Annotated in this window: 17 protein-coding genes, 6 tRNA genes and 1 riboswitch; of the genes, 15 read left to right on the top strand and 8 right to left on the bottom strand. The window is 67.8% G+C overall.

Going from position 1 to position 17064, the window contains the following annotated elements; translation table 11 throughout:
* Window positions 1-27: 27 nt before the first annotated feature.
* Window positions 28-178: riboswitch (FMN riboswitch) on the bottom strand.
* Between the two features lie 122 nt (window positions 179-300).
* The 6 genes from rpe to AC1DN2_RS18875 all read right to left on the bottom strand — a co-directional run bounded on the left by rpe (window position 301) and on the right by AC1DN2_RS18875 (window position 5249).
* On the bottom strand, window positions 301-957 hold the full coding sequence (rpe, locus tag AC1DN2_RS18900) for a ribulose-phosphate 3-epimerase (protein WP_476851513.1): 657 nt from the start codon (window positions 955-957) through the stop codon (window positions 301-303).
* Window positions 958-1023: 66 nt separating this feature from the next.
* A complete protein-coding gene (locus AC1DN2_RS18895; RefSeq protein ID WP_476851512.1) occupies window positions 1024-2625 on the bottom strand; it encodes an RsmB/NOP family class I SAM-dependent RNA methyltransferase in 1602 nt (533 codons plus the stop codon).
* Window positions 2622-3542 carry a methionyl-tRNA formyltransferase gene (gene fmt, locus AC1DN2_RS18890; protein ID WP_476851511.1) on the bottom strand — a complete coding sequence of 307 codons (921 nt, stop codon included), beginning with the start codon at window positions 3540-3542 and terminating at the stop codon, window positions 2622-2624. Before fmt ends, AC1DN2_RS18895 begins: the two co-directional genes overlap by 4 nt.
* Window positions 3539-4111 carry a peptide deformylase gene (gene def, locus AC1DN2_RS18885; protein ID WP_230011447.1) on the bottom strand — a complete coding sequence of 191 codons (573 nt, stop codon included), beginning with the start codon at window positions 4109-4111 and terminating at the stop codon, window positions 3539-3541. Before def ends, fmt begins: the two co-directional genes overlap by 4 nt.
* 134 nt (window positions 4112-4245) lie before the next feature.
* Entirely contained in the window at window positions 4246-5091 is an 846-nt protein-coding gene (locus AC1DN2_RS18880) for a cytochrome (RefSeq protein WP_476851510.1), read from the bottom strand.
* 86 nt (window positions 5092-5177) lie between these two features.
* A tRNA-Val gene (locus tag AC1DN2_RS18875) sits at window positions 5178-5249 on the bottom strand.
* 380 nt (window positions 5250-5629) lie between these two features.
* Here AC1DN2_RS18875 and AC1DN2_RS18870 point away from each other — a divergent pair.
* The 6 genes from AC1DN2_RS18870 to AC1DN2_RS18845 all read left to right on the top strand — a co-directional run bounded on the left by AC1DN2_RS18870 (window position 5630) and on the right by AC1DN2_RS18845 (window position 6664).
* A tRNA-Gly gene (locus AC1DN2_RS18870) sits at window positions 5630-5702 on the top strand.
* A 46-nt stretch (window positions 5703-5748) separates the two neighbouring features.
* A tRNA-Cys gene (locus AC1DN2_RS18865) sits at window positions 5749-5819 on the top strand.
* 39 nt (window positions 5820-5858) lie between these two features.
* A tRNA-Val gene (locus tag AC1DN2_RS18860) sits at window positions 5859-5933 on the top strand.
* Window positions 5934-5989: 56 nt separating this feature from the next.
* A tRNA-Gly gene (locus AC1DN2_RS18855) sits at window positions 5990-6062 on the top strand.
* Between the two features lie 38 nt (window positions 6063-6100).
* Window positions 6101-6175, top strand: a tRNA-Val gene (locus AC1DN2_RS18850).
* Window positions 6176-6394: 219 nt separating this feature from the next.
* Window positions 6395-6664 carry an antitoxin gene (locus AC1DN2_RS18845; protein ID WP_028277028.1) on the top strand — a complete coding sequence of 90 codons (270 nt, stop codon included), beginning with the start codon at window positions 6395-6397 and terminating at the stop codon, window positions 6662-6664.
* Between the two features lie 174 nt (window positions 6665-6838).
* On the opposite strand, the gene zapE is transcribed toward AC1DN2_RS18845, so the two are convergent.
* The gene (zapE, locus tag AC1DN2_RS18840) at window positions 6839-7876 is read right to left on the bottom strand and encodes a cell division protein ZapE (RefSeq protein WP_476851509.1); all 1038 of its coding nucleotides are present in this window, start codon (window positions 7874-7876) and stop codon (window positions 6839-6841) included.
* A gap of 227 nt (window positions 7877-8103) precedes the next feature.
* On the opposite strand from zapE, the gene AC1DN2_RS18835 reads away from it, so the two are divergent.
* From AC1DN2_RS18835 to ybaK, 3 genes are all read left to right on the top strand, one after another.
* On the top strand, window positions 8104-9021 hold the full coding sequence (locus AC1DN2_RS18835) for a sulfurtransferase (protein WP_476851508.1): 918 nt from the start codon (window positions 8104-8106) through the stop codon (window positions 9019-9021).
* 70 nt (window positions 9022-9091) lie between these two features.
* On the top strand, window positions 9092-9565 hold the full coding sequence (locus AC1DN2_RS18830) for a SufE family protein (protein ID WP_476851507.1): 474 nt from the start codon (window positions 9092-9094) through the stop codon (window positions 9563-9565).
* Between the two features lie 27 nt (window positions 9566-9592).
* Complete coding sequence (gene ybaK / locus AC1DN2_RS18825; RefSeq protein ID WP_476851506.1) at window positions 9593-10090, top strand: Cys-tRNA(Pro) deacylase; 498 nt, start codon at window positions 9593-9595, stop codon at window positions 10088-10090.
* Window positions 10091-10165: 75 nt separating this feature from the next.
* On the opposite strand, the gene AC1DN2_RS18820 is transcribed toward ybaK, so the two are convergent.
* A complete protein-coding gene (locus tag AC1DN2_RS18820; RefSeq protein WP_476851505.1) occupies window positions 10166-11533 on the bottom strand; it encodes an alpha/beta hydrolase family protein in 1368 nt (455 codons plus the stop codon).
* A 137-nt stretch (window positions 11534-11670) separates the two neighbouring features.
* Between AC1DN2_RS18820 and AC1DN2_RS18815 the strand changes: the two genes are divergently transcribed.
* The 6 genes from AC1DN2_RS18815 (at window position 11671) to AC1DN2_RS18790 (ending at window position 17003) form a co-directional block, all read left to right on the top strand.
* Entirely contained in the window at window positions 11671-12159 is a 489-nt protein-coding gene (locus AC1DN2_RS18815; RefSeq protein ID WP_476851504.1) for a hypothetical protein, read from the top strand.
* A 14-nt stretch (window positions 12160-12173) separates the two neighbouring features.
* Complete coding sequence (msrB, locus tag AC1DN2_RS18810) at window positions 12174-12686, top strand: peptide-methionine (R)-S-oxide reductase MsrB (RefSeq protein WP_476851503.1); 513 nt, start codon at window positions 12174-12176, stop codon at window positions 12684-12686.
* Between the two features lie 164 nt (window positions 12687-12850).
* Window positions 12851-14281, top strand: coding sequence for a DUF6421 family protein (locus AC1DN2_RS18805; protein WP_476851502.1), 1431 nt, complete (start codon window positions 12851-12853; stop codon window positions 14279-14281).
* The gene (locus AC1DN2_RS18800; RefSeq protein WP_476851501.1) at window positions 14278-15066 is read left to right on the top strand and encodes an SDR family oxidoreductase; all 789 of its coding nucleotides are present in this window, start codon (window positions 14278-14280) and stop codon (window positions 15064-15066) included. Before AC1DN2_RS18805 ends, AC1DN2_RS18800 begins: the two co-directional genes overlap by 4 nt.
* Before the next feature lie 128 nt (window positions 15067-15194).
* Window positions 15195-16283 carry a threonine aldolase family protein gene (locus tag AC1DN2_RS18795; RefSeq protein WP_476851530.1) on the top strand — a complete coding sequence of 363 codons (1089 nt, stop codon included), beginning with the start codon at window positions 15195-15197 and terminating at the stop codon, window positions 16281-16283.
* A 72-nt stretch (window positions 16284-16355) separates the two neighbouring features.
* Window positions 16356-17003, top strand: a complete 648-nt coding sequence (locus AC1DN2_RS18790; RefSeq protein ID WP_018772438.1) for a DUF3000 domain-containing protein — start codon at window positions 16356-16358, stop codon at window positions 17001-17003.
* Window positions 17004-17064: the final 61 nt, after the last annotated feature.

Below are 17064 nucleotides of genomic sequence, written 5' to 3'. Positions count from 1 at the left end.
CGCCGTTGGGGCGCCGCAGTAACAGCTGTACGTGCTTCTCTCATCCAGACTTTAACTGTCGGTACCGGAATTTCACCGGTTCAACCGTCTGCCGGCTTCCTCCCGAGGAAGGGCGCTGGCGCGCGGGTCGCGGACTGTCACCGCCGGTTCGGACTTTCACCGACCCCGGAGCACGTATGTGTGTTGTTATTCTGACACAACTGCGGCCCTGCCCGGGCTATTCCCCGGATGCCGATGTTACGCCCGGCGTCATCTTCGCAGCAGTTCCCTGCCGGGACCGCGCGTCAGCGGGACCCCGCGTCAGCGGGACCCCGCCGCCCGGAGCCTTTCGACAGCCTCCGCCGGATCCGCGGCGCCGTAGACGGCTGACCCCGCAACAAAGACGTTCGCCCCCGCCTCTGCCGCGCGCACGATCGTCTCCTCGGTGATGCCGCCATCCACCTGCAGTGCCACCGCGACGCCGGAGCCGTCAATGGCAGCGCGGGCCCGCCGGATCTTGGGCAGCGTCAGGTGCAGGAAAGACTGCCCGCCGAAGCCTGGCTCCACCGTCATGATCAACAGCAGGTCCAGTTCCGGGAGCATGTCCAGATAGGGCTCCACGGGAGTGCCCGGACGCAGCGCCATGCCGGCTTTGGACCCACGGGCGCGCAGTTCCCGGGCGAGTTTGATCGGCGCGATCGAGGCTTCGGCGTGGAACGTCACCGAGGCCACCCCGGCGTCGGCGAAGCCCGGCGCCCAGCGGTCCGCGTCGGCGATCATCAGGTGGGCGTCCAGCGGCACCGGGCTGACGGCCTGGATGCGCTGCACCACAGGCAGCCCAATGGTCAGGTTGGGCACGAAATGATTGTCCATGACGTCCACATGAACGGCATCGGCATTACTGATACGGCGCAGTTCGGCCTCAAGGTTGACGAAGTCAGCCGAAAGGATGCTCGGGTTGATGCAGCACTGGGCCATGGATTTCCTTCTCGTTCGTACTTTGCTGGTTCGTTTTTGGTGGCAGTGCCCCAGTATCAGCGAAACTCAGGCCAACTTGCGAATCAGCGCCAGGAACATGGCGTCCGTCTGGTGCACGTGCGGCCAGAGCTGGGCGGTGAGCTCGTGCCCGGCTTCGAGGTGGCCCGTGAGGCTGACGCCGTCCAGCACGGCGCCGGCGTCGAGGAGCTCGAGGTCCTCGCGCTTGCGCAGGGCATCACTGACGACGGCGGTGGTCTCTGCCGGGTGCGGCGAACATGTCACGTACGCCACCACGCCGCCGGGCTTGACGGCGTCGATCGCGGAGTTGAGCAGCTGGCGCTGCAGCGGGCCAAGGTCCACGAGGTCCTTGGGCGTGCGCCGCCAGCGCGACTCCGGACGCCGGCGCAGGGCGCCCAGGCCGGTGCACGGGACATCCACCAGGACGCGGTCGAACGACTCCGGCTGCTCGGCGCCGATGTCGCGGCCGTCCCCGGTCCTGACCTCCCAAGCCTCCCGCGGGACCGCGGACAGGGCCTGCCGCACGAGTTTGGCACGGTGCGGGGCGGATTCGTTGGCCAGCAGGTGGGCGCCCCGCTGCCGGGCGAGGGCTCCGAGCAGGGCGGCTTTGCCGCCGGGACCGGCACAGAGATCCAGCCAGCGCTCCCCCGCGCCCCCGCCGTCCGTCCCCGCTTCGCCGCCAGAATTTGTGTCGGGGTCTGCGCTGATGTTGTTGCCGGGCCCGGCGCCGGGGGTTGTGCCGAGGTCGACGGCGGCCATGGCGCGGGCCACGAGCTGCGAACCGACGTCCTGGACACGGGTGCTTCCGTCACGGACCGAGGCGAGCCGGCCGAGGTCCCCGCCGCTGGAGAGCGCGGATCCCTCGACGAGCTCGCCCGGGGTGGCCCCGCCTTCCAGGGCCTCGTCGAGGCTGCCGACGCCGGGCAGCGCCACAAGGTTCACCACGGGCGCGGCGTTGTCGGCTTCGAGGAGCGCGTCAATCTCAGAAACCGCCCGGCCGTGGGCCACGAGCGACTGGCGGAGCGCGCGGACGATCCACTCCGGGTGGGCGTAGCGGATGGACGCGATCTTGATGGCATCCGTCTCGGTGCTCAGCAGCAGGTCGAGCCACTCGTCGAGGGTGCGGGCGGAGACTTTGCGCAGGACGGCGTTGATCAGTGCCGAGGGCCCGGCCCCGATCACGGCGCGGGCCAGCCCCACCGTCTGGTCCAGGGCGGCGTGAGCGGGCACGCGCATGGCGAGCAGCTGGTGCACCCCGATCCGCAGGGCATCCAGGATCGCGGGATCCAGCTCCTCCAGCGGACGGTCCACGCACCGGGCCAGGATGGCGTCGTACGTGCCCTGGCCGCGGAGGGCGCCATAGCTGAGTTCGGTGGCGAAACCGGCGTCGCGCTTGTCCAGCCCGTGGTGCCGGATCCGGGCCGGGAGCACCAGGTTCGCGTAGGCGTCCTCGGCGGCCACGGCGCGGAGCACTTCAAAGGCAACCAGCCGGGCCGGATCGGCGCGGCGGGTCCGCTGGGACGGGGCGCTCTCGGTGAAGCCGCGCTGCGGGCCGCGGTTGCGTTCCCGGCCCTGGGCGTTCCGCCTGCTGCCGCCCCCGGCGCCCTGGCCACTGCCTCGGCTGTTGCCGTTGGTCCCGGAACCGCTCATTCGAATACCACGCTTTCAAGTGTTGCCTGCCCACGCGCCCAATCAGCGGCGGCCATCATTTTCTTGCCCGCGGGTTGCACCCGCGTCAATTCCACCGGGTGCGATCCCGTACCGACGAGAACCCGTTTTCCGTCCAATGCCAGCTGTCCGGGCCCAAGCGCCGCCGAGTCCGCTGCCGGCAGCACTGGCTCCAGTTTGATCCGCTGGCCCTCCAGCAGTGTCCAGGCGCCCGGTTCCGGCGTGACGCCGCGGGCTCGGCGGCCGATCGCCAGGGCGGGCTGCTGCCAGTCGAGCCGGCCGTCTTCGAGACTGAGTTTCGGTGCCAGGCTGACGTCGCCCTGCTGCGGGAGCGCGACGGCCTTGCCGGCGTCGATGGCGGACAGCGTTTGGGCCAGCAGGACCGCGCCGCTGTAGGAGAGGCGTTCGAGCAGGGCCCCGGCGGTGTCGGCGGGGTGCACGGTCTCGGTGAGGGTCCCGAAGACCGGACCGGTGTCCAGCCCCTCCTCCAGGCGGAAGGTGACGGCACCCGTGACGTCGTCGCCGGCGATGACGGCGCGCTGCACGGGAGCTGCGCCGCGCCAGGCCGGCAGCAGGGAGAAGTGCAGGTTCACCCAGCCGTGGCGGGGGACAGCGAGAGCCGCAGGGGGAATCAGCCCGCCATAGGCCACGATCGCCGCGACGTCCGGTGCTGCGGCGGCAATGCGGGCGGTGACCCCGGCATCGACTTTGGCGGCGTGGATGATCTCAATGCCGAGCTCGGCGGCCCTGGCGGCCACGGGCGACGGCGTCAGGACGCGTTTGCGTCCCAGCGGTGCGTCCGGGCGGGTGAGGACAGCGACGACGTCGAACCCGGCGGCAACAAGGGCGTCGAGCGACGGCACGGCGACAGCGGGGGTCCCGGCGAAGAGAACCCTCACGGGGTGATTCCGAAGCTGGACCCGCCAAAGCTCGTCCCGACGCTCTTCGCGCGCTTGGTGGTTGTCTGTTCCGTGATGGCGTCGTAGTTGGCATTGCGGATGGCGCGCAGGGCGGCCTTTCGGTCTTCGCCCTCGAGCCGGTCGGTATAGAGAATGCCGTCCAGGTGGTCGGTCTCGTGCTGGAAGCAGCGCGCCAGCATGTCTTCGCCCTCCACGGTGACGGGGTTGCCGTGCAGGTCCACGCCGGTCACCCGGGTTTGGCGGTACCGGCGGACGGGGAAGCCCAGGCCCGGGATGGACAGGCATCCCTCGACCTGGTCCGGCTGGAAGTCCTCGCTGTTTTCCAGCACGGGGTTGACGATGTGACCCTCGACGCCGCCGATCCGGTAGGTGAAGACGCGCAGGCTCACACCGACCTGGGGCGCGGCCAGGCCGGCGCCCTCGACATCCTCCATGGTTTCGGTCATGTCGGCGACGAGCTTTGCCAGTTCAGGCCCGAATTCCGTCACGGGATCGGCGACTGTGCGCAGCACAGGATCTCCGATGATGCGGATATTCAAAATGGCCATGTGCAGTCTGTCCTCACGGTGGGCGGCTAGGGGTCCAGTCCAGTTTAGTTGCAGCTGCCCGGCTTCTGTTCGGCGCGTCTGGTCGGTGCTTCTTGTCGGTGCTTCTTGTCGGTGCTTCTGGTCAGCGCTTCTGGTCAGCGCTTCACGGGCGGCGCCAGCGGGAGCAGTGCTGCTCCGGCGGTTGCCGTGTCGGCGGACATCTCCCACACGCGGCGCAGCGCACAGAATTTCCACCAGTGATGCTTCAGGACCTCGGGGTTGGCCCGCTGCGGACGGACCTCGGTCTCGCCGACCGCCACGGCCAGGAGGATCGGGGACTCGCCGTGCTGCCAGGCCTCCCACTCCCCCGCGACGGGATCCACGAGGCTTTCCTCCGCCTTCATGCCCGCCACGAGCTGCATGACCACCTTGTCATCAAGCGGTTTGACGGTGCCGTCCCGGCTGGTGCCCTTGGTCTTGTAGTCGATAAGACAGGTCCGGCCGTTGATCCGTGCGACGAGGTCCAGGGTGCCGGCATAGCCGACCGTCTTGTTCCACACCGTAATTTCCGGGGCGATGGGCTCAACCTGGAAGAGCTCCCACCATTCGTCGAAGCGTGCCGCGAAGGCTTCCTCGCCGTTGGCGGCCAGCGCCTCCCGTGTTTCCTTCATCTGGTGCGGCCGGCCGAGCGCACGCAGCGCAACCTGCTCGCAATAGTTGTGGACCCGGTCGCCGCGTTTGGCGGCATCGTCCCGGTACGACTCCGCCGCCTTGGCGGCCCGGCTGACCGCCTGCCGCAGTTTGGCCGGGCTCCCCAGGATGCCGGGGAGCTCGGGATCCTGGGCCAGGCTGTTGGCGCCCATGTACCCGAACCAGCCATCCAGGCCGTGTGGCTGCTGGCCGATCACCGTGGTGATGGAAGGGACAGAGAACTGAGCCGACGTGGAGCGGGCGTACATGCGGCCATGGTCCGTGGCGTGGGCGAGGAGTGGAGCGGTCATATGAAGACTCTTTCACGGGGGTCAGACAACGACGAAAAGCAAAATGGCCCGCCCCGCTGATTCAGCGGAACAGACCATTTCGTTAGTGGGCGATACTGGGTTCGAACCAGTGACCTCTTCGGTGTGAACGAAGCGCGCTACCACTGCGCCAATCGCCCTAACGACATTGAATGCTAGCCCACCCGGGCGGATTTTAGAAATCGGCCCGGGGGAACCTGGCCGCGGCGGGAATGCGGGCCCAATACTCCCGCGCAACAGGCCCATGCACGGGCAGTTCCACCGGCCCTCCACCGGCCGTTCCAGGCGTCCCACTCAGAAGGCCCGCTCAGTAGTCCCGGCGCCACTTAGGGCCACGGCTGAACACCGACGCTAATTACAGCGCTGTAATTAGCAAAATCCCCTAGAACTCGGGGAAGTAAGGCCATCGAACGCGGGCCAATGGGTCTCGATTTGTAGATTCCCAGAACCTCCTATAGAGTTCTTACTCGTTGGAACGCGAGGAAATGCCGAATGCGGCAAGGAAATGCACACCAACAATGCGGACGTAGCTCAGCTGGTAGAGCACCACCTTGCCAAGGTGGATGTCGCGAGTTCGAATCTCGTCGTCCGCTCGCAGGACACTGTCACGGCAAAGGTTCTTCGGAATCCTGCCTACACGGTGGGTTGGCCGAGAGGCGAGGCAGCGGCCTGCAAAGCCGTATACACGGGTTCGAATCCCGTACCCACCTCGGTGAAAACCCTGGTTTCCGGTTTCGATCGGATGCAAGGGGCGATTGGCGCAGCGGTAGCGCGCTTCCCTGACACGGAAGAGGTCACTGGTTCGATCCCAGTATCGCCCACCAGAGCAAGGCAACTTGCTTGATGCAGTACCACCGGCCCAGCCGGCATGGACTAAAATGCGGACGTAGCTCAGCTGGTAGAGCACCACCTTGCCAAGGTGGATGTCGCGAGTTCGAATCTCGTCGTCCGCTCTCTTCATTACAACTCCACTCCGGATCCTTCCGGTTGCGGGCGATTGGCGCAGCGGTAGCGCGCTTCCCTGACACGGAAGAGGTCACTGGTTCGATCCCAGTATCGCCCACCACAAGAGCAGCTCCCCCGGAGCTGCTCTTTTTTGTGCACTGCGGGTTTGTGCACTGCGGGTTTGTGCACTGCGGATTGGTGCACTCCGGGCCCTTCTACCCTGTGCACCTGGCCTTCCATCTTTTATCCTCTGGGCGGACACCCTTGGCACCCCCGCCACCTCCCGCTAGGGTAGAAAACGCAAGGAGCGATCTGGCTCCGCGACCGAAGGGAGGTGCCCGTGGGTTTACTTGACGATCTAAAGGGCAAGGCTCAGCAAGTTATTGGTGGCAACGAAGAAGCCATCAAGGACGGCATCGAAAAGGCAGGCGACTTCGTCGACTCCAAGACCGGCGGAAAGCACGCCGGCACGATCGATGCCGTGCAGCGTGGCGCTTCCGACTTCGTGGACAAGGCGAACGACCGGCCGAATTCGGCCCCGGTCGCCGATCAGACTCCCGCAGCCGGTGAGCCCCCCGTAGCCGGGGAACCCCGCCAGCCAGGCCTCTGACCCAGATCCGTCAGCGAGGTGCCGGTCCCGCCGAGAGGCGGCGCCGGCACCTCCGGCATTTAAGGGCGACTCCAACCAGGCAACGCGGGGTCAGTTACGGCCCATCCGGTGCATCCGGATGGGCCGTAACTGACCCCGCGTTGGATTTGGCGTTGTACTTGGAGGGGCTGGCGGCTAGGACGGTTCGTGGTTTTGGCCCTCGCGGGCCAGCGCGGTCAGCCTGGAGACGGCGCGGAAGTACTTCTTCATGTACCCGCCGGTCATCATTTCCTCGGTGAAGAGCTGGTCGAACGGCACACCGCTGGCAAGGATGGGCACGTCCTTGTCGTACAGCCGGTCAGCCAGCACCACGAAGCGCAGCGCAACGGCCTGCTCGGTAATCGTGTGCACGTTCTTCCAGACCACGCCCTCGATCCCCTCCAACAGCTGGCGGTAACGGCTCGGGTGCACGCCGGCCAGGTGGTTGATCAACGTGCTGAACTCATCGCGGGCCACGGTCTTGCCGTCGAACTCGGCATGCATGTGGTGGGTCAGGTCATCATTGCGCAGCGGCGACGGCGCGGCCGGCAGGCCACGGTGGCGGAAGTCCTCGCCGTCGATCCGCACGACGTCGAACTGGTCCGCCAGCACCTGGATTTCGCGGGCGAAGTCGACGGCGGCGAAGCGCCCGTCCCCGAGGGACCCCGGCAGCGTGTTCGATGTGGCGGCAAGCTTCACGCCGGCGTCGGCGAGTTCGCGCATGAGCCGGGACATGAGCACAGTGTCGCCCGGATCATCGAGCTCAAATTCATCGATGCAGACCAGCTTGTAGTGGCTCAGGGCCTCAACGGTCTTGCGGAAGGACAGCGCACCGACGAGGTTGGTGTATTCGACGAACGTGCCGAAGGCCTTGGGCCCGGGGGCGGCGTGCCACAGCGATGCCAGCAAGTGGGTCTTGCCCACACCGAATCCGCCGTCGAGGTAGATCCCGGCCCGCGAAGTGTCCTTCTTGCCGAAGAGCCGCTTGAACAGCCCGTCGCCGTCGCGTGCGCCCACGCCCGCCGCAAAATGCTGCAGGGCATGGACCGCCTGGGCCTGGCTGGGCTGGGCGGGATCGGGCCGGTAGCTGGAAAACGACACCTCACCGAACCGCGGCGACGGATAGAACCCATTGAGGAGTTCATCCACGGAAACTGCCGGTGTGCGGGCGGCGAGCTGTTCGATCTGTACCAAGGTGGTCCGTTCTGCTGGTCTCTTGTCCCCAGCAAGAATACCGGCAAAGCCCTGGCCGGCCCGCGTGCGCGACTGTGGACCCGCGGCCGGCGTGAGGAAGACCACATTTCCCCGTGTGAACCCGGTGGAGCATTCCCACCGGCCCGTGACTAGTGTTGTAACAGGCCCGGCGCGGCGCACGCTTTCCGCGCCCGGCCTCCTGACCGTTCAAGTGAAAGGCCATCGCAATGACCTACCCCGTTGAGCAGAACGAGAAATTCGCCGCCTACGCCCACCCTGACCGCCTGGTGTCCACGGAATGGCTGGCCACGGCGATCGAGGACGGTGCCCTCGACGGCGGCAATCTCGTGGTGGTCGAATCCGACGAAGACGTCCTGCTGTACGAGACCGGGCACATCCCGGGAGCAGTGAAAATCGACTGGCACACGGACCTGAACGACGAGGTGACCCGCGACTACGTCGACGGTGAAGCCTTCGCCGCGCTGGCCGCGTCCAAAGGCATTTCCCGGGACAGCACGGTGGTCATTTACGGCGACAAGTCGAACTGGTGGGCCGCATACGCCCTGTGGGTGTTCACGCTCTTCGGCCACGAGGACGTCCGGCTCCTGGACGGCGGCCGGGACAAGTGGATCGCGGAAGACCGGGCGCTCTCCACCGTCACGACCGTCACCACCCCTGCCGACTACCCCGTCGTGGAGCGGGACGACGCCCCGATCCGCGCCTTCAAGGATGACGTCCTGGCGCACTTCGGCAAGCCGCTGATCGACGTCCGCTCGACCGAGGAGTACACCGGCCAGCGCACCCACATGCCCGCCTACCCGGAAGAGGGCGCGCTGCGCGGCGGCCACATCCCCACGGCGGCCTCCATCCCCTGGGCCCGCGCGGCGGCCGGCGACGGCACGTACCGGAACCGCGGCGAGCTCGAGGCCCTCTACCTCGGCGAGGCCGGATTGAACGAAGGCGACGACGTCGTGGCGTACTGCCGGATCGGCGAGCGGTCCAGCCACACCTGGTTTGCGCTGAAGTACCTGTTGGGCTTTGAGACCGTGCGGAACTACGACGGCTCCTGGACCGAATGGGGCAACGCCGTGCGCGTCCCGATCGTCAAGGGTGCCGAACGCGGCGCGGTTCCGGCCGGCCGTTAGCCGCGGTGACCGTGGAGCGGGACCGGTCCCGACAGGGACACAATCGGCGCGCCTGCGTAAGCTGGGAGTGATGAATACTTCAGCCCTCCCCGCCGCACTGGCGGACATTGTCGACGATTTCCAGGCCCTGACCGAAGCAGAGCGGCTGCAGCTGCTCCTTGAGTTCTCGCAGGGGCTTCCGGAACTTCCGGAGCGGTTCCGGGATCACCCGGAGCTGCTCGAGCAGGTAGTGGAGTGCCAGACGCCGCTGTTCCTCACGGTCGAGACGGAACAGGCCGACGGCGACGCGCCTGAGCGCGTCCGGCTCTACTTCAAGGCACCCAAGGAGGCCCCGACCACCCGCGGCTTCGCCGGAGTGCTCCACGAAGGACTCGACGGGCTCAGCGCCGCGGAAATCCTGGCCGTCCCCGACGACATGCCCGAACTGTTGGGCCTGACCCGGGCCATCACTCCGCTGCGCATGCGCGGAATGACCGCCATGCTGGGCCGGATCAAGCGCAAGGTCGTCGCCTCCGGAGACCGCCAGCCGTCGGCGCAGTCCTGACCTTCGGCGCCCGGACAGCCAGAGAACATGGCCCGCAAGCACGCGTCGCAGGGAACTCCGGCCACCGCGGCACTCGCGGCGGCCGGGGTTCCCTTTGTGGCCCACCCCTACACCCATGACCCCGCGGCGGCCAGTTATGGCCTGGAAGCGGCGGAAGTGCTCGGCGTCGACCCTGACCGGGTCTTCAAGACCCTGATGGTCGACGTCGACGGCCGGCTCGCCGTCGGCGTCGTGCCGGTCAGCGGCAGCCTGGACCTCAAGGCGATGGCCGCGGCTTTGGGCGGCAAGAAAGCAGAGATGGCCGATCCGGCCGCGGCGCAGCGGCGGACCGGATATGTTCTCGGCGGCATCTCACCGCTCGGCCAGCGCCAGTCCTCCCCCACGGTGGTGGATGAGAGCGCACTGGCGCTGGAGACCATCCTCGTTTCGGGTGGACGGCGCGGCCTGGACATCGAGCTGGATCCGGCCGAGCTCATTCGGCTCACGGCTGCCCGCACGGCCAGGATCGGGACCCGGCGCGACTGACCCGGCCCCAGATATCGAGACGGCACGTCACGGCCATGTTCGCGCACAACACTGCCGTGATCTGTCAATGATCTGTCAATTGAATGCGGCATTGCCGGCCGGAGGCTCCTGGTCGCCGGGGTTGGCGCGGGGCGCCAGCTGCTGCCGGAGCCAGGCCGAGACCTGCCGCTCCCAGCGCTCCGGGTCCACGTTCCATTCCTTGGTATGCAGGGCCTTGTCGAAGGGCTCGAAGGTGACCATCTCGGGGTTTTTCTCGGCCAGCGCCGCTGAGGGCCCGTACGGTACGTACTCGTCGTCCACGCTGTGCACAATGAGGGTCGGCGTCCTCAGCTCCACGGCCCGCGAGACCCAGTCCATCGCTTTGAGGTCGACGGGCGCGGCCAGCCCGGTCAGCCGCCGGCCCAGGCGGTGGCTGAGCATGAGTTGTCCGTAGCGGCCCACGGACGACGGAATCCGGTTCAGCTCCGCGTGGTGGGCCAGCACGTTGACCCAGTTGATCACCGGCGCGTCCAGGACCATGGCCCGGATCAAGTGGCGGTGCCGGGAAAGGTCAGCGGTCTGGAGGCATATCGCGCCGCCCATCGACCAGCCGAACAAAACCACCTCGCGGGCGCCCTGCTGTACGGCGTAGCCGATGGCGGCCTCGACGTCGCGCCATTCGGTGGAGCCCAGGCCGTACCGCCCGTCGCTGGCTGACGGGGCCAGGCCGTCGTTGCGGTAGGAGATCAGAAGACTGGACATGCCCAGTTCCCTGGCGGTCCGGACGGCCCGCAGCCCTTCCTGCCGGGTGGCCCCGCGCCCGTGCACCATGATCGCCCACACGTCGGGGGCCACATCCTCCGCCACGGCCGGCGCGGCGCGGACGAGCCAGGCCGGCGCGGTCCCGGCGTCGACGTCGATCAGCACGTCCTCCACCGGAAACCCCAGGGCGGCCGGATCCGGAAAGGCCGCGCCGCTCCACCAGCCGCGCCGGGCGGTGGACATGTCCCCGCTGTAGACGTGCTCGACCTCGCGCAGCACGGTGCGTTCGGCCGGGGAGTAGGACAGGATCCGGCCGATCCGCGCATGCCCGCGGCCGCCGTCGAAGAAGAAACCGTACACCCCGTCGACCGTGGCGTCCGGGGTGGCGGCGAAAATGACCCGCAGCGCCCGTCCCTCGCGGATGACGGCCAGCACTTCCTGGTCCTCTGCCCGGAACCGGGCCGGGGTGATGACGCGGCGGGCGAAGTAGAGGGCGAGGGCGGAGGAGCCGGCGGCGAGCACGCCCGCAGCGGCGCTGCCGCCGATGATGCCCCCCACCGCCCACTTGGCGCTCCCTGACGTCACGCCGCCGGGGGCTGGCGCGGCGGGGAGTGCTGTTCTGCGGGCAGCGGCCCGCCGGGCAGCGGCCTGGCGGGCAGCGGTCTGGCGGAGGTCCGGGCGGAGGCGCAGGGAGGATGCCATGGCACCATTCTTACTGAAGCGCAGCCCAACCACGGCATTGGCGGGATTTCAGGCGCACGGCCGGGCCGGTACAGACACGCCAGGGTCCCGCGGGACACAACGATGCAGGTCAACACGAGCGCGACTAGGCTGGGGTCATGAGTGATCCAATCGTCATTTTGACAGAAGAGCCCCTCGGTGCGGATGACCGCGTCAATATTGAAACCCTGATTGCCGGCGGTGATGCGCCCCTGCTGATCCTGGTGCCGGCCAACACCGAGCGGCACCTGGTGGTGGATTTCCTGGAAAACCTTTCCATGCTTGAAATCGCCAAGGCCTTCCGTGAACTGACGGCACACTCGGATCCCGCCGAGGAGCGGGCCGAAGCAGCCGACACCCTGGCCTCCTCGCTGGCCGCGCTGGCCGGTCTGGGCGGCGGCGTCTCGGGCGAAGTCGTCGAGGGCAAGGCCGTTGACGGCCTGGTTGCCAAGGTCAAGGAACTCAGCGCCGGACAGGCTGTGGTCATCACCCGCCCGCACGCCGTGGCCGACACGTTCCACACCGACTGGGCCACCAAGGCACAGGACAAGCTGGGGCTGCCCGTCCTGCATCTTTACGCCGGTTCGGGATTTATCGGGGACTCCTGAGCGTTATTGAGGCTATGAGTATCTTTAACAGGCCTAAATCCATGCCCTCGGCAGTGCCCGCAGCCGACCCCGCGACCGACCCCGCCGCCACGGCCTTTGACCAGGCTCCGGCCGGAACGCCCGTCGAAAAGACAGACGCCCAGTGGCGCGAGGAACTGACGCCCGAGGAGTACCGCGTGCTCCGTCAGGCAGGCACCGAGCGGCCGTACACCGGCGAATACTGGGACACCCACACCCGCGGTGTCTACAAATGCAGGGCCTGCGGCACCGAACTCTTCACCAGCAACGAAAAGTTCGACTCGCACTGCGGCTGGCCGTCCTTCTGGGCGCCGCTCGCCGAGGGCACCGTTCGCTACATCCATGACCGCACCATGGGCATGGACCGGGTGGAAGTCCGCTGCAGCACCTGTGATTCCCACCTGGGGCACGTGTTCGACGGCGAGGGCTACGGCACCCCCACGGACCAGCGCTTCTGCATCAACTCGGTTTCCCTGAAGCTGGTTCCCGCGGACGACGCCGGGCAGTAGCCCGCAGCCCTGCCTCTCCTTCCGCTGGAACGGCTTTTCAGAATCACTTGCCACAGACTTTCTTATGCTCGAGGCAATTTTGCATTAGAGTCTCTGCTTGCTTGCTACGCTCGATTTAGATCCAGCGACACGCTCCACAGCAAACAGAAAGGCGACCGTCGACGATGACCACGACCGCTCTTACCGCCCCCGCCCCGATCACCGCCGGCAACCAGGAATGGCTGCGGCTCAAGGCTGCCGCCACCGCCCTGCGCGCCCTCCAGGTCCAGGACGGATCCGTGCCGGATGCCGAAGCCCACGAAGCCGCGGCCGGCCACGTCGCAACCATCACCTCGGCGGTCGCGGCCCTGGCCCCGTCCTTCCCGCACGACGCGAACTACCTGGAACTGCTGGTCACCGACTTTGACCGCTGGGCCGATGGCGGCTTTGGGGTCCCGGACTTCCTGGATTCCCTGCAGGCGTTCCAGCCGCAGCAGCACCGGGTCAACGGACTCCAGCACCTGGTCGTGTTCCCGATGTACACCCAGAACGGCAGCAGCAGCCGCCTCGTCGAGGCCGTGCTGATCGAGGTCATCTGGCCGGAATTCATCGGCGGCCTGGAAGCCGGCGAATACTCCAACAAGCTCTTCGTCCCGATCCGGTTCCTCGACTTCACCGCGGGCTACGACACCAACTCCGCAGTCCTGTTCCCCGAGACCGTCGCGGTCCGCGAGACCCCGACGTTTACGTGGGGCGCGATCTTCGCCGACCGCGAGGCCGCACGCTTCCGCCGCGTCCTGCGCGCCGCCGCCGAGATCACCTCCCTGCAGCTGCCCGAGGACGCCGCCGGGCTCCTGGAGGACCAGCAGCTGACGCAGGAAACCTTTGTCATGTGGGACCTGATCCACGACCGCACCCACATGCGCGGCGACCTGCCCTTCGACCCGTTCATGATCAAGCAGCGCATGCCGTTCTTCCTCTACTCACTGGAGGAGCTGCGCTGCGACCTCACCGCCTTCCGCGAATCCGTGAAGATCGAGAAGGACGAGGACGCTGACCCGGAGGCCCGCCGGCACGCCAAGCTGGTCCAGTACGCCGTGATCTTCGACCGCATCTTCCGCTTCGCCATCACCGGCACGCGCGTACGGAACTACGACGGCCTTGGCGGCCAGCTGCTCTTCGCCTGGATGCACCAGCACCACGTCCTGCACTGGACCGACAGCAAACTCAGCATCGACTGGGACGAGGCTGCCGACGTCGTGGTTGAACTCGGCGCGAAGATCGAGGAACTGTACTGGCGCTCGATCGACCGCCCCAAGATGGCCCACTGGCTCGCCGCCTACGAGCTCATCTCCGGCACGGTCACGCCCAACCCGGCCTCGGTCTGGGCCAAGGGTCCGGACGCCCTCCCCCTGGACGGTCCGCCCCGCGGCCTCACGGACCAGGTCCTCGACGACGAGTTCCCGCTCTCCATGTTCTACGAGGCGCTGGAGAAGAAGATGCGGCCCGTCATCGACTCCACTGCCGGCATCACCGGGTCGTCAGACATCAGCACAGATACCGGCACTGACACGGGATCAGAGTCCGGCGGCACCCAGGCCCTGAACGCCGGATGAGTGCCGGACGCACTTTGAACGTGCTGGTCACGGGGGGCAGCGGGCCGTCGGGAATCGCGACGGCCCGCGCCCTGCGCGGCGCCGGCCACAGGGTCTTCACGGTCGGATCGGATGCCGCGCGCATCGAGGCAGCCGCCGCCGAGGCCGGCGACGGCGTCACGCCGCTCGCCTGCGACCTCGCCAGCCTGGCCGACGTCCGCGCCCTGCGGGAAAGCATTGCCGGCCTGGCCGGACGCGTCGACGGCGTTATCCACCTGGTGGGCGGCTGGCGCGGCGCGAAAGGCATCACCGACCAGAGCGACGACGACTGGGACTTCCTGGCGCGCAACGCCGTCACCACCCTGCGGAACGTTACGCGCGTCTTCTTCGACGACCTCGCTGCCTCTGAGGCAGGACGCTTCGCCATGGTGTCCTCCACGGCGGTAAGCGCCCCGACGGCGGCGGGGGCGAGCTACGCCGCGGCCAAGGCGGCCGCCGAGGCCTGGACGCTGGCGGTCGCTGACGGCTTCCGCCGGGTCCACGCCGCGGGCAATGCCACCGGCACAGGCACTCCAGAGCAGGACAGGGCGCAACAGGATAACGCCGGACAGGACAGCGCCGCGCTGCGGAGCGCCGCCGTCATTTTCGTGGTGAAAGCCCTCGTTGACGCGAAAATGCGGGCCAAGGCCCCGGACCGCAAGTTCCCGGGCTTCACGGACGTGGCTGACCTGGCGGCTGCCGCAGCGGGACTCTTCAACGCTCCTGCCGGCGACCTGAACGGCCAGCGGCTGCTGCTCAGCCGCTGAACTGCCCCTGATTCCGCGGCCCGGATCCAGGGCCCCAGCGTCTGTGGCACAGGGTCTGGGACCCGATCCAGGGCCCCGGGCTTAGCCCGGGCGGCCCGACCTCTTAGACTGAAAGCGTGAGCAAAACGATGACCAGCACAGTTGAAACTGTCCCTGCCGGCACTGCGGTGCGGCTCCACGATCCCTCCGTCCGCGGCTTCGCCTCGGACAACTATTCCGGCGTGCACCCGGAAGTTCTTGCGGCCCTGGCCGCCGCCAACGAAGGCCACCAGGTCTCCTACGGCGAGGACGATTACACCGCGCGCCTGCAGCAGCTGATGGAAGAGCACTTCGGCGAAGGCATCGAGTGCTTCCCGGTGTTCAACGGCACGGGAGCCAACGTCCTGTCCCTGCAGTCGCTCCTTCCGCGCTGGGGTGCGGTCATTTGCGCTTCCACCGCCCACATCAACATGGACGAAAACGGTGCACCGGAGCGGATCGGCGGCATCAAGCTGCTGCAGGTCCCCACCACCGACGGCAAGCTCACCCCCGCACTGATCGACCAGGAAGCCTGGGGCTGGGGCGATGAGCACCGCGCCCAGCCGCTGGCCGTGTCCATCACCCAGACCACCGAGCTTGGCACCTGCTACACCCCGGACGAGGTCCGGGCCATCGCTGAGCATGTCCACGCAAAGGGCATGAAGCTGCATATGGACGGTGCCCGGCTGGCCAACGCCGCCGCCCACCTGGGCGTCCCGCTGCGGGCCTTTACCCGTGACGCCGGCGTGGACATCCTCTCCTTCGGCGGCACGAAGAACGGCCTGCTGTTCGGCGAGGTTGTGGTCGCCCTGAACCCGGAGGCCGCACACGGCCTGGTCTACCTGCGCAAGATGAACATGCAGCTGGCCTCCAAGATGCGGTTTATGTCCGCCCAGTTCATTGCCCTCCTCGAGGGTGAGCTGTGGCTGCGCTCGGCCTCGCACGCCAACGCCATGGCCGCCCGGCTGCGCTCCGGCGTCGAGGCGATCCCCGGCGTCGAACTGACGCAGAAGACCGAGTCCAACGGCGTCTTCGCCGTCCTGCCTGCCGGTGTCGCGGACCGGCTGCGCAAGTCCTTCCGCTTCTACGACTGGAACGAGGCGGCCCGCGAGGTCCGCTGGATGTGCTCCTTCGACACCACCGAGGATGACGTTGATTCCTTCATTGCGGCCATCAAGCGCGAGCTCGCCGCTGCCTGAACCGTGCACCGCTTCCCCTGCCCGGCGGCGAGCCTGCCGGGCAGGGCTCCGGCCGTTGCATAACCTTCCAAGGTGAGCTCCCTCGATCAGGTTCCGGCAGATTTCCTCTTCGCCCTGGGGACCCTTCGGCAGGCACGGTGCCGCAGCGAGCTGCACCTGGACGAAATTCCGGCCCCGTCCCGGCTGGCACCGTTCGCGGTGGCCCTGGGCGCGGAAGTGATCGGCCCGGGCGACTCCCCCGCCGGCGGACCGGTCCACGGCCCGGCCGCCGCGGCGCTGGCACGGGCGTCCGGCAGCGACGACGTCGAGCTGGCCACTGGCCGCTTCATTCTGCTCCACGATCCCGACGGCTCTGCCGTATGGGACGGGGAATTCCGGATCGTCACCTACATCCGCGCCCAGCTGGAACCCGAGATGGGCAACGACGAACTCCTGGGGTCCGTGGCGTGGACCTGGCTGGTCGAAGCGCTGGAGAACCATCAGGCCCCCTACCGCTCCGCCGGCGGCACCGCCACCCGGGTGCTCTCGGAGAGCTTTGGAACGTTGTCGGACCGGCCGAATTCAATCGACATTGAGCTCCGGGCCTCCTGGACCCCGGCCACCCCGGACATCACCTCGCACCTGGAGGCGTGGTCGGACATGGTCTGCACCTTCGCCGGGCTGCCGCCCCTGCCCGAGGGCGTCACGGCCCTTCCCCGCCGCCCCCGCGGACACGCATGAGGCCCCTGTTCGGCCGCGGTCACGGCCCTATACGCCATGTTGTCGGTAAACTGTAGAGACC

The organism is Arthrobacter sp. 01L42 (assembly GCF_056400005.1).
The sequence above is the reverse complement of the archived record's forward strand: the minus strand, read 5'-3'. Positions and strand labels throughout refer to the sequence as shown.

Coding starts and splice junctions, on each gene's coding strand:
- rpe (WP_476851513.1), bottom strand. CDS start 957: ATGGCCCAGTGCTGCATCAACCCGAGCATCCTTTCGGCTGACTTCGTC.
- AC1DN2_RS18895 (WP_476851512.1), bottom strand. CDS start 2,625: ATGAGCGGTTCCGGGACCAACGGCAACAGCCGAGGCAGTGGCCAGGGC.
- def (WP_230011447.1), bottom strand. CDS start 4,111: ATGGCCATTTTGAATATCCGCATCATCGGAGATCCTGTGCTGCGCACA.
- AC1DN2_RS18880 (WP_476851510.1), bottom strand. CDS start 5,091: ATGACCGCTCCACTCCTCGCCCACGCCACGGACCATGGCCGCATGTAC.
- AC1DN2_RS18835 (WP_476851508.1), top strand. CDS start 8,104: ATGACCTACCCCGTTGAGCAGAACGAGAAATTCGCCGCCTACGCCCAC.
- AC1DN2_RS18830 (WP_476851507.1), top strand. CDS start 9,092: ATGAATACTTCAGCCCTCCCCGCCGCACTGGCGGACATTGTCGACGAT.
- ybaK (WP_476851506.1), top strand. CDS start 9,593: ATGGCCCGCAAGCACGCGTCGCAGGGAACTCCGGCCACCGCGGCACTC.
- AC1DN2_RS18820 (WP_476851505.1), bottom strand. CDS start 11,533: ATGGCATCCTCCCTGCGCCTCCGCCCGGACCTCCGCCAGACCGCTGCC.
- AC1DN2_RS18815 (WP_476851504.1), top strand. CDS start 11,671: ATGAGTGATCCAATCGTCATTTTGACAGAAGAGCCCCTCGGTGCGGAT.
- msrB (WP_476851503.1), top strand. CDS start 12,174: ATGAGTATCTTTAACAGGCCTAAATCCATGCCCTCGGCAGTGCCCGCA.
- AC1DN2_RS18805 (WP_476851502.1), top strand. CDS start 12,851: ATGACCACGACCGCTCTTACCGCCCCCGCCCCGATCACCGCCGGCAAC.
- AC1DN2_RS18800 (WP_476851501.1), top strand. CDS start 14,278: ATGAGTGCCGGACGCACTTTGAACGTGCTGGTCACGGGGGGCAGCGGG.
- AC1DN2_RS18795 (WP_476851530.1), top strand. CDS start 15,195: ATGACCAGCACAGTTGAAACTGTCCCTGCCGGCACTGCGGTGCGGCTC.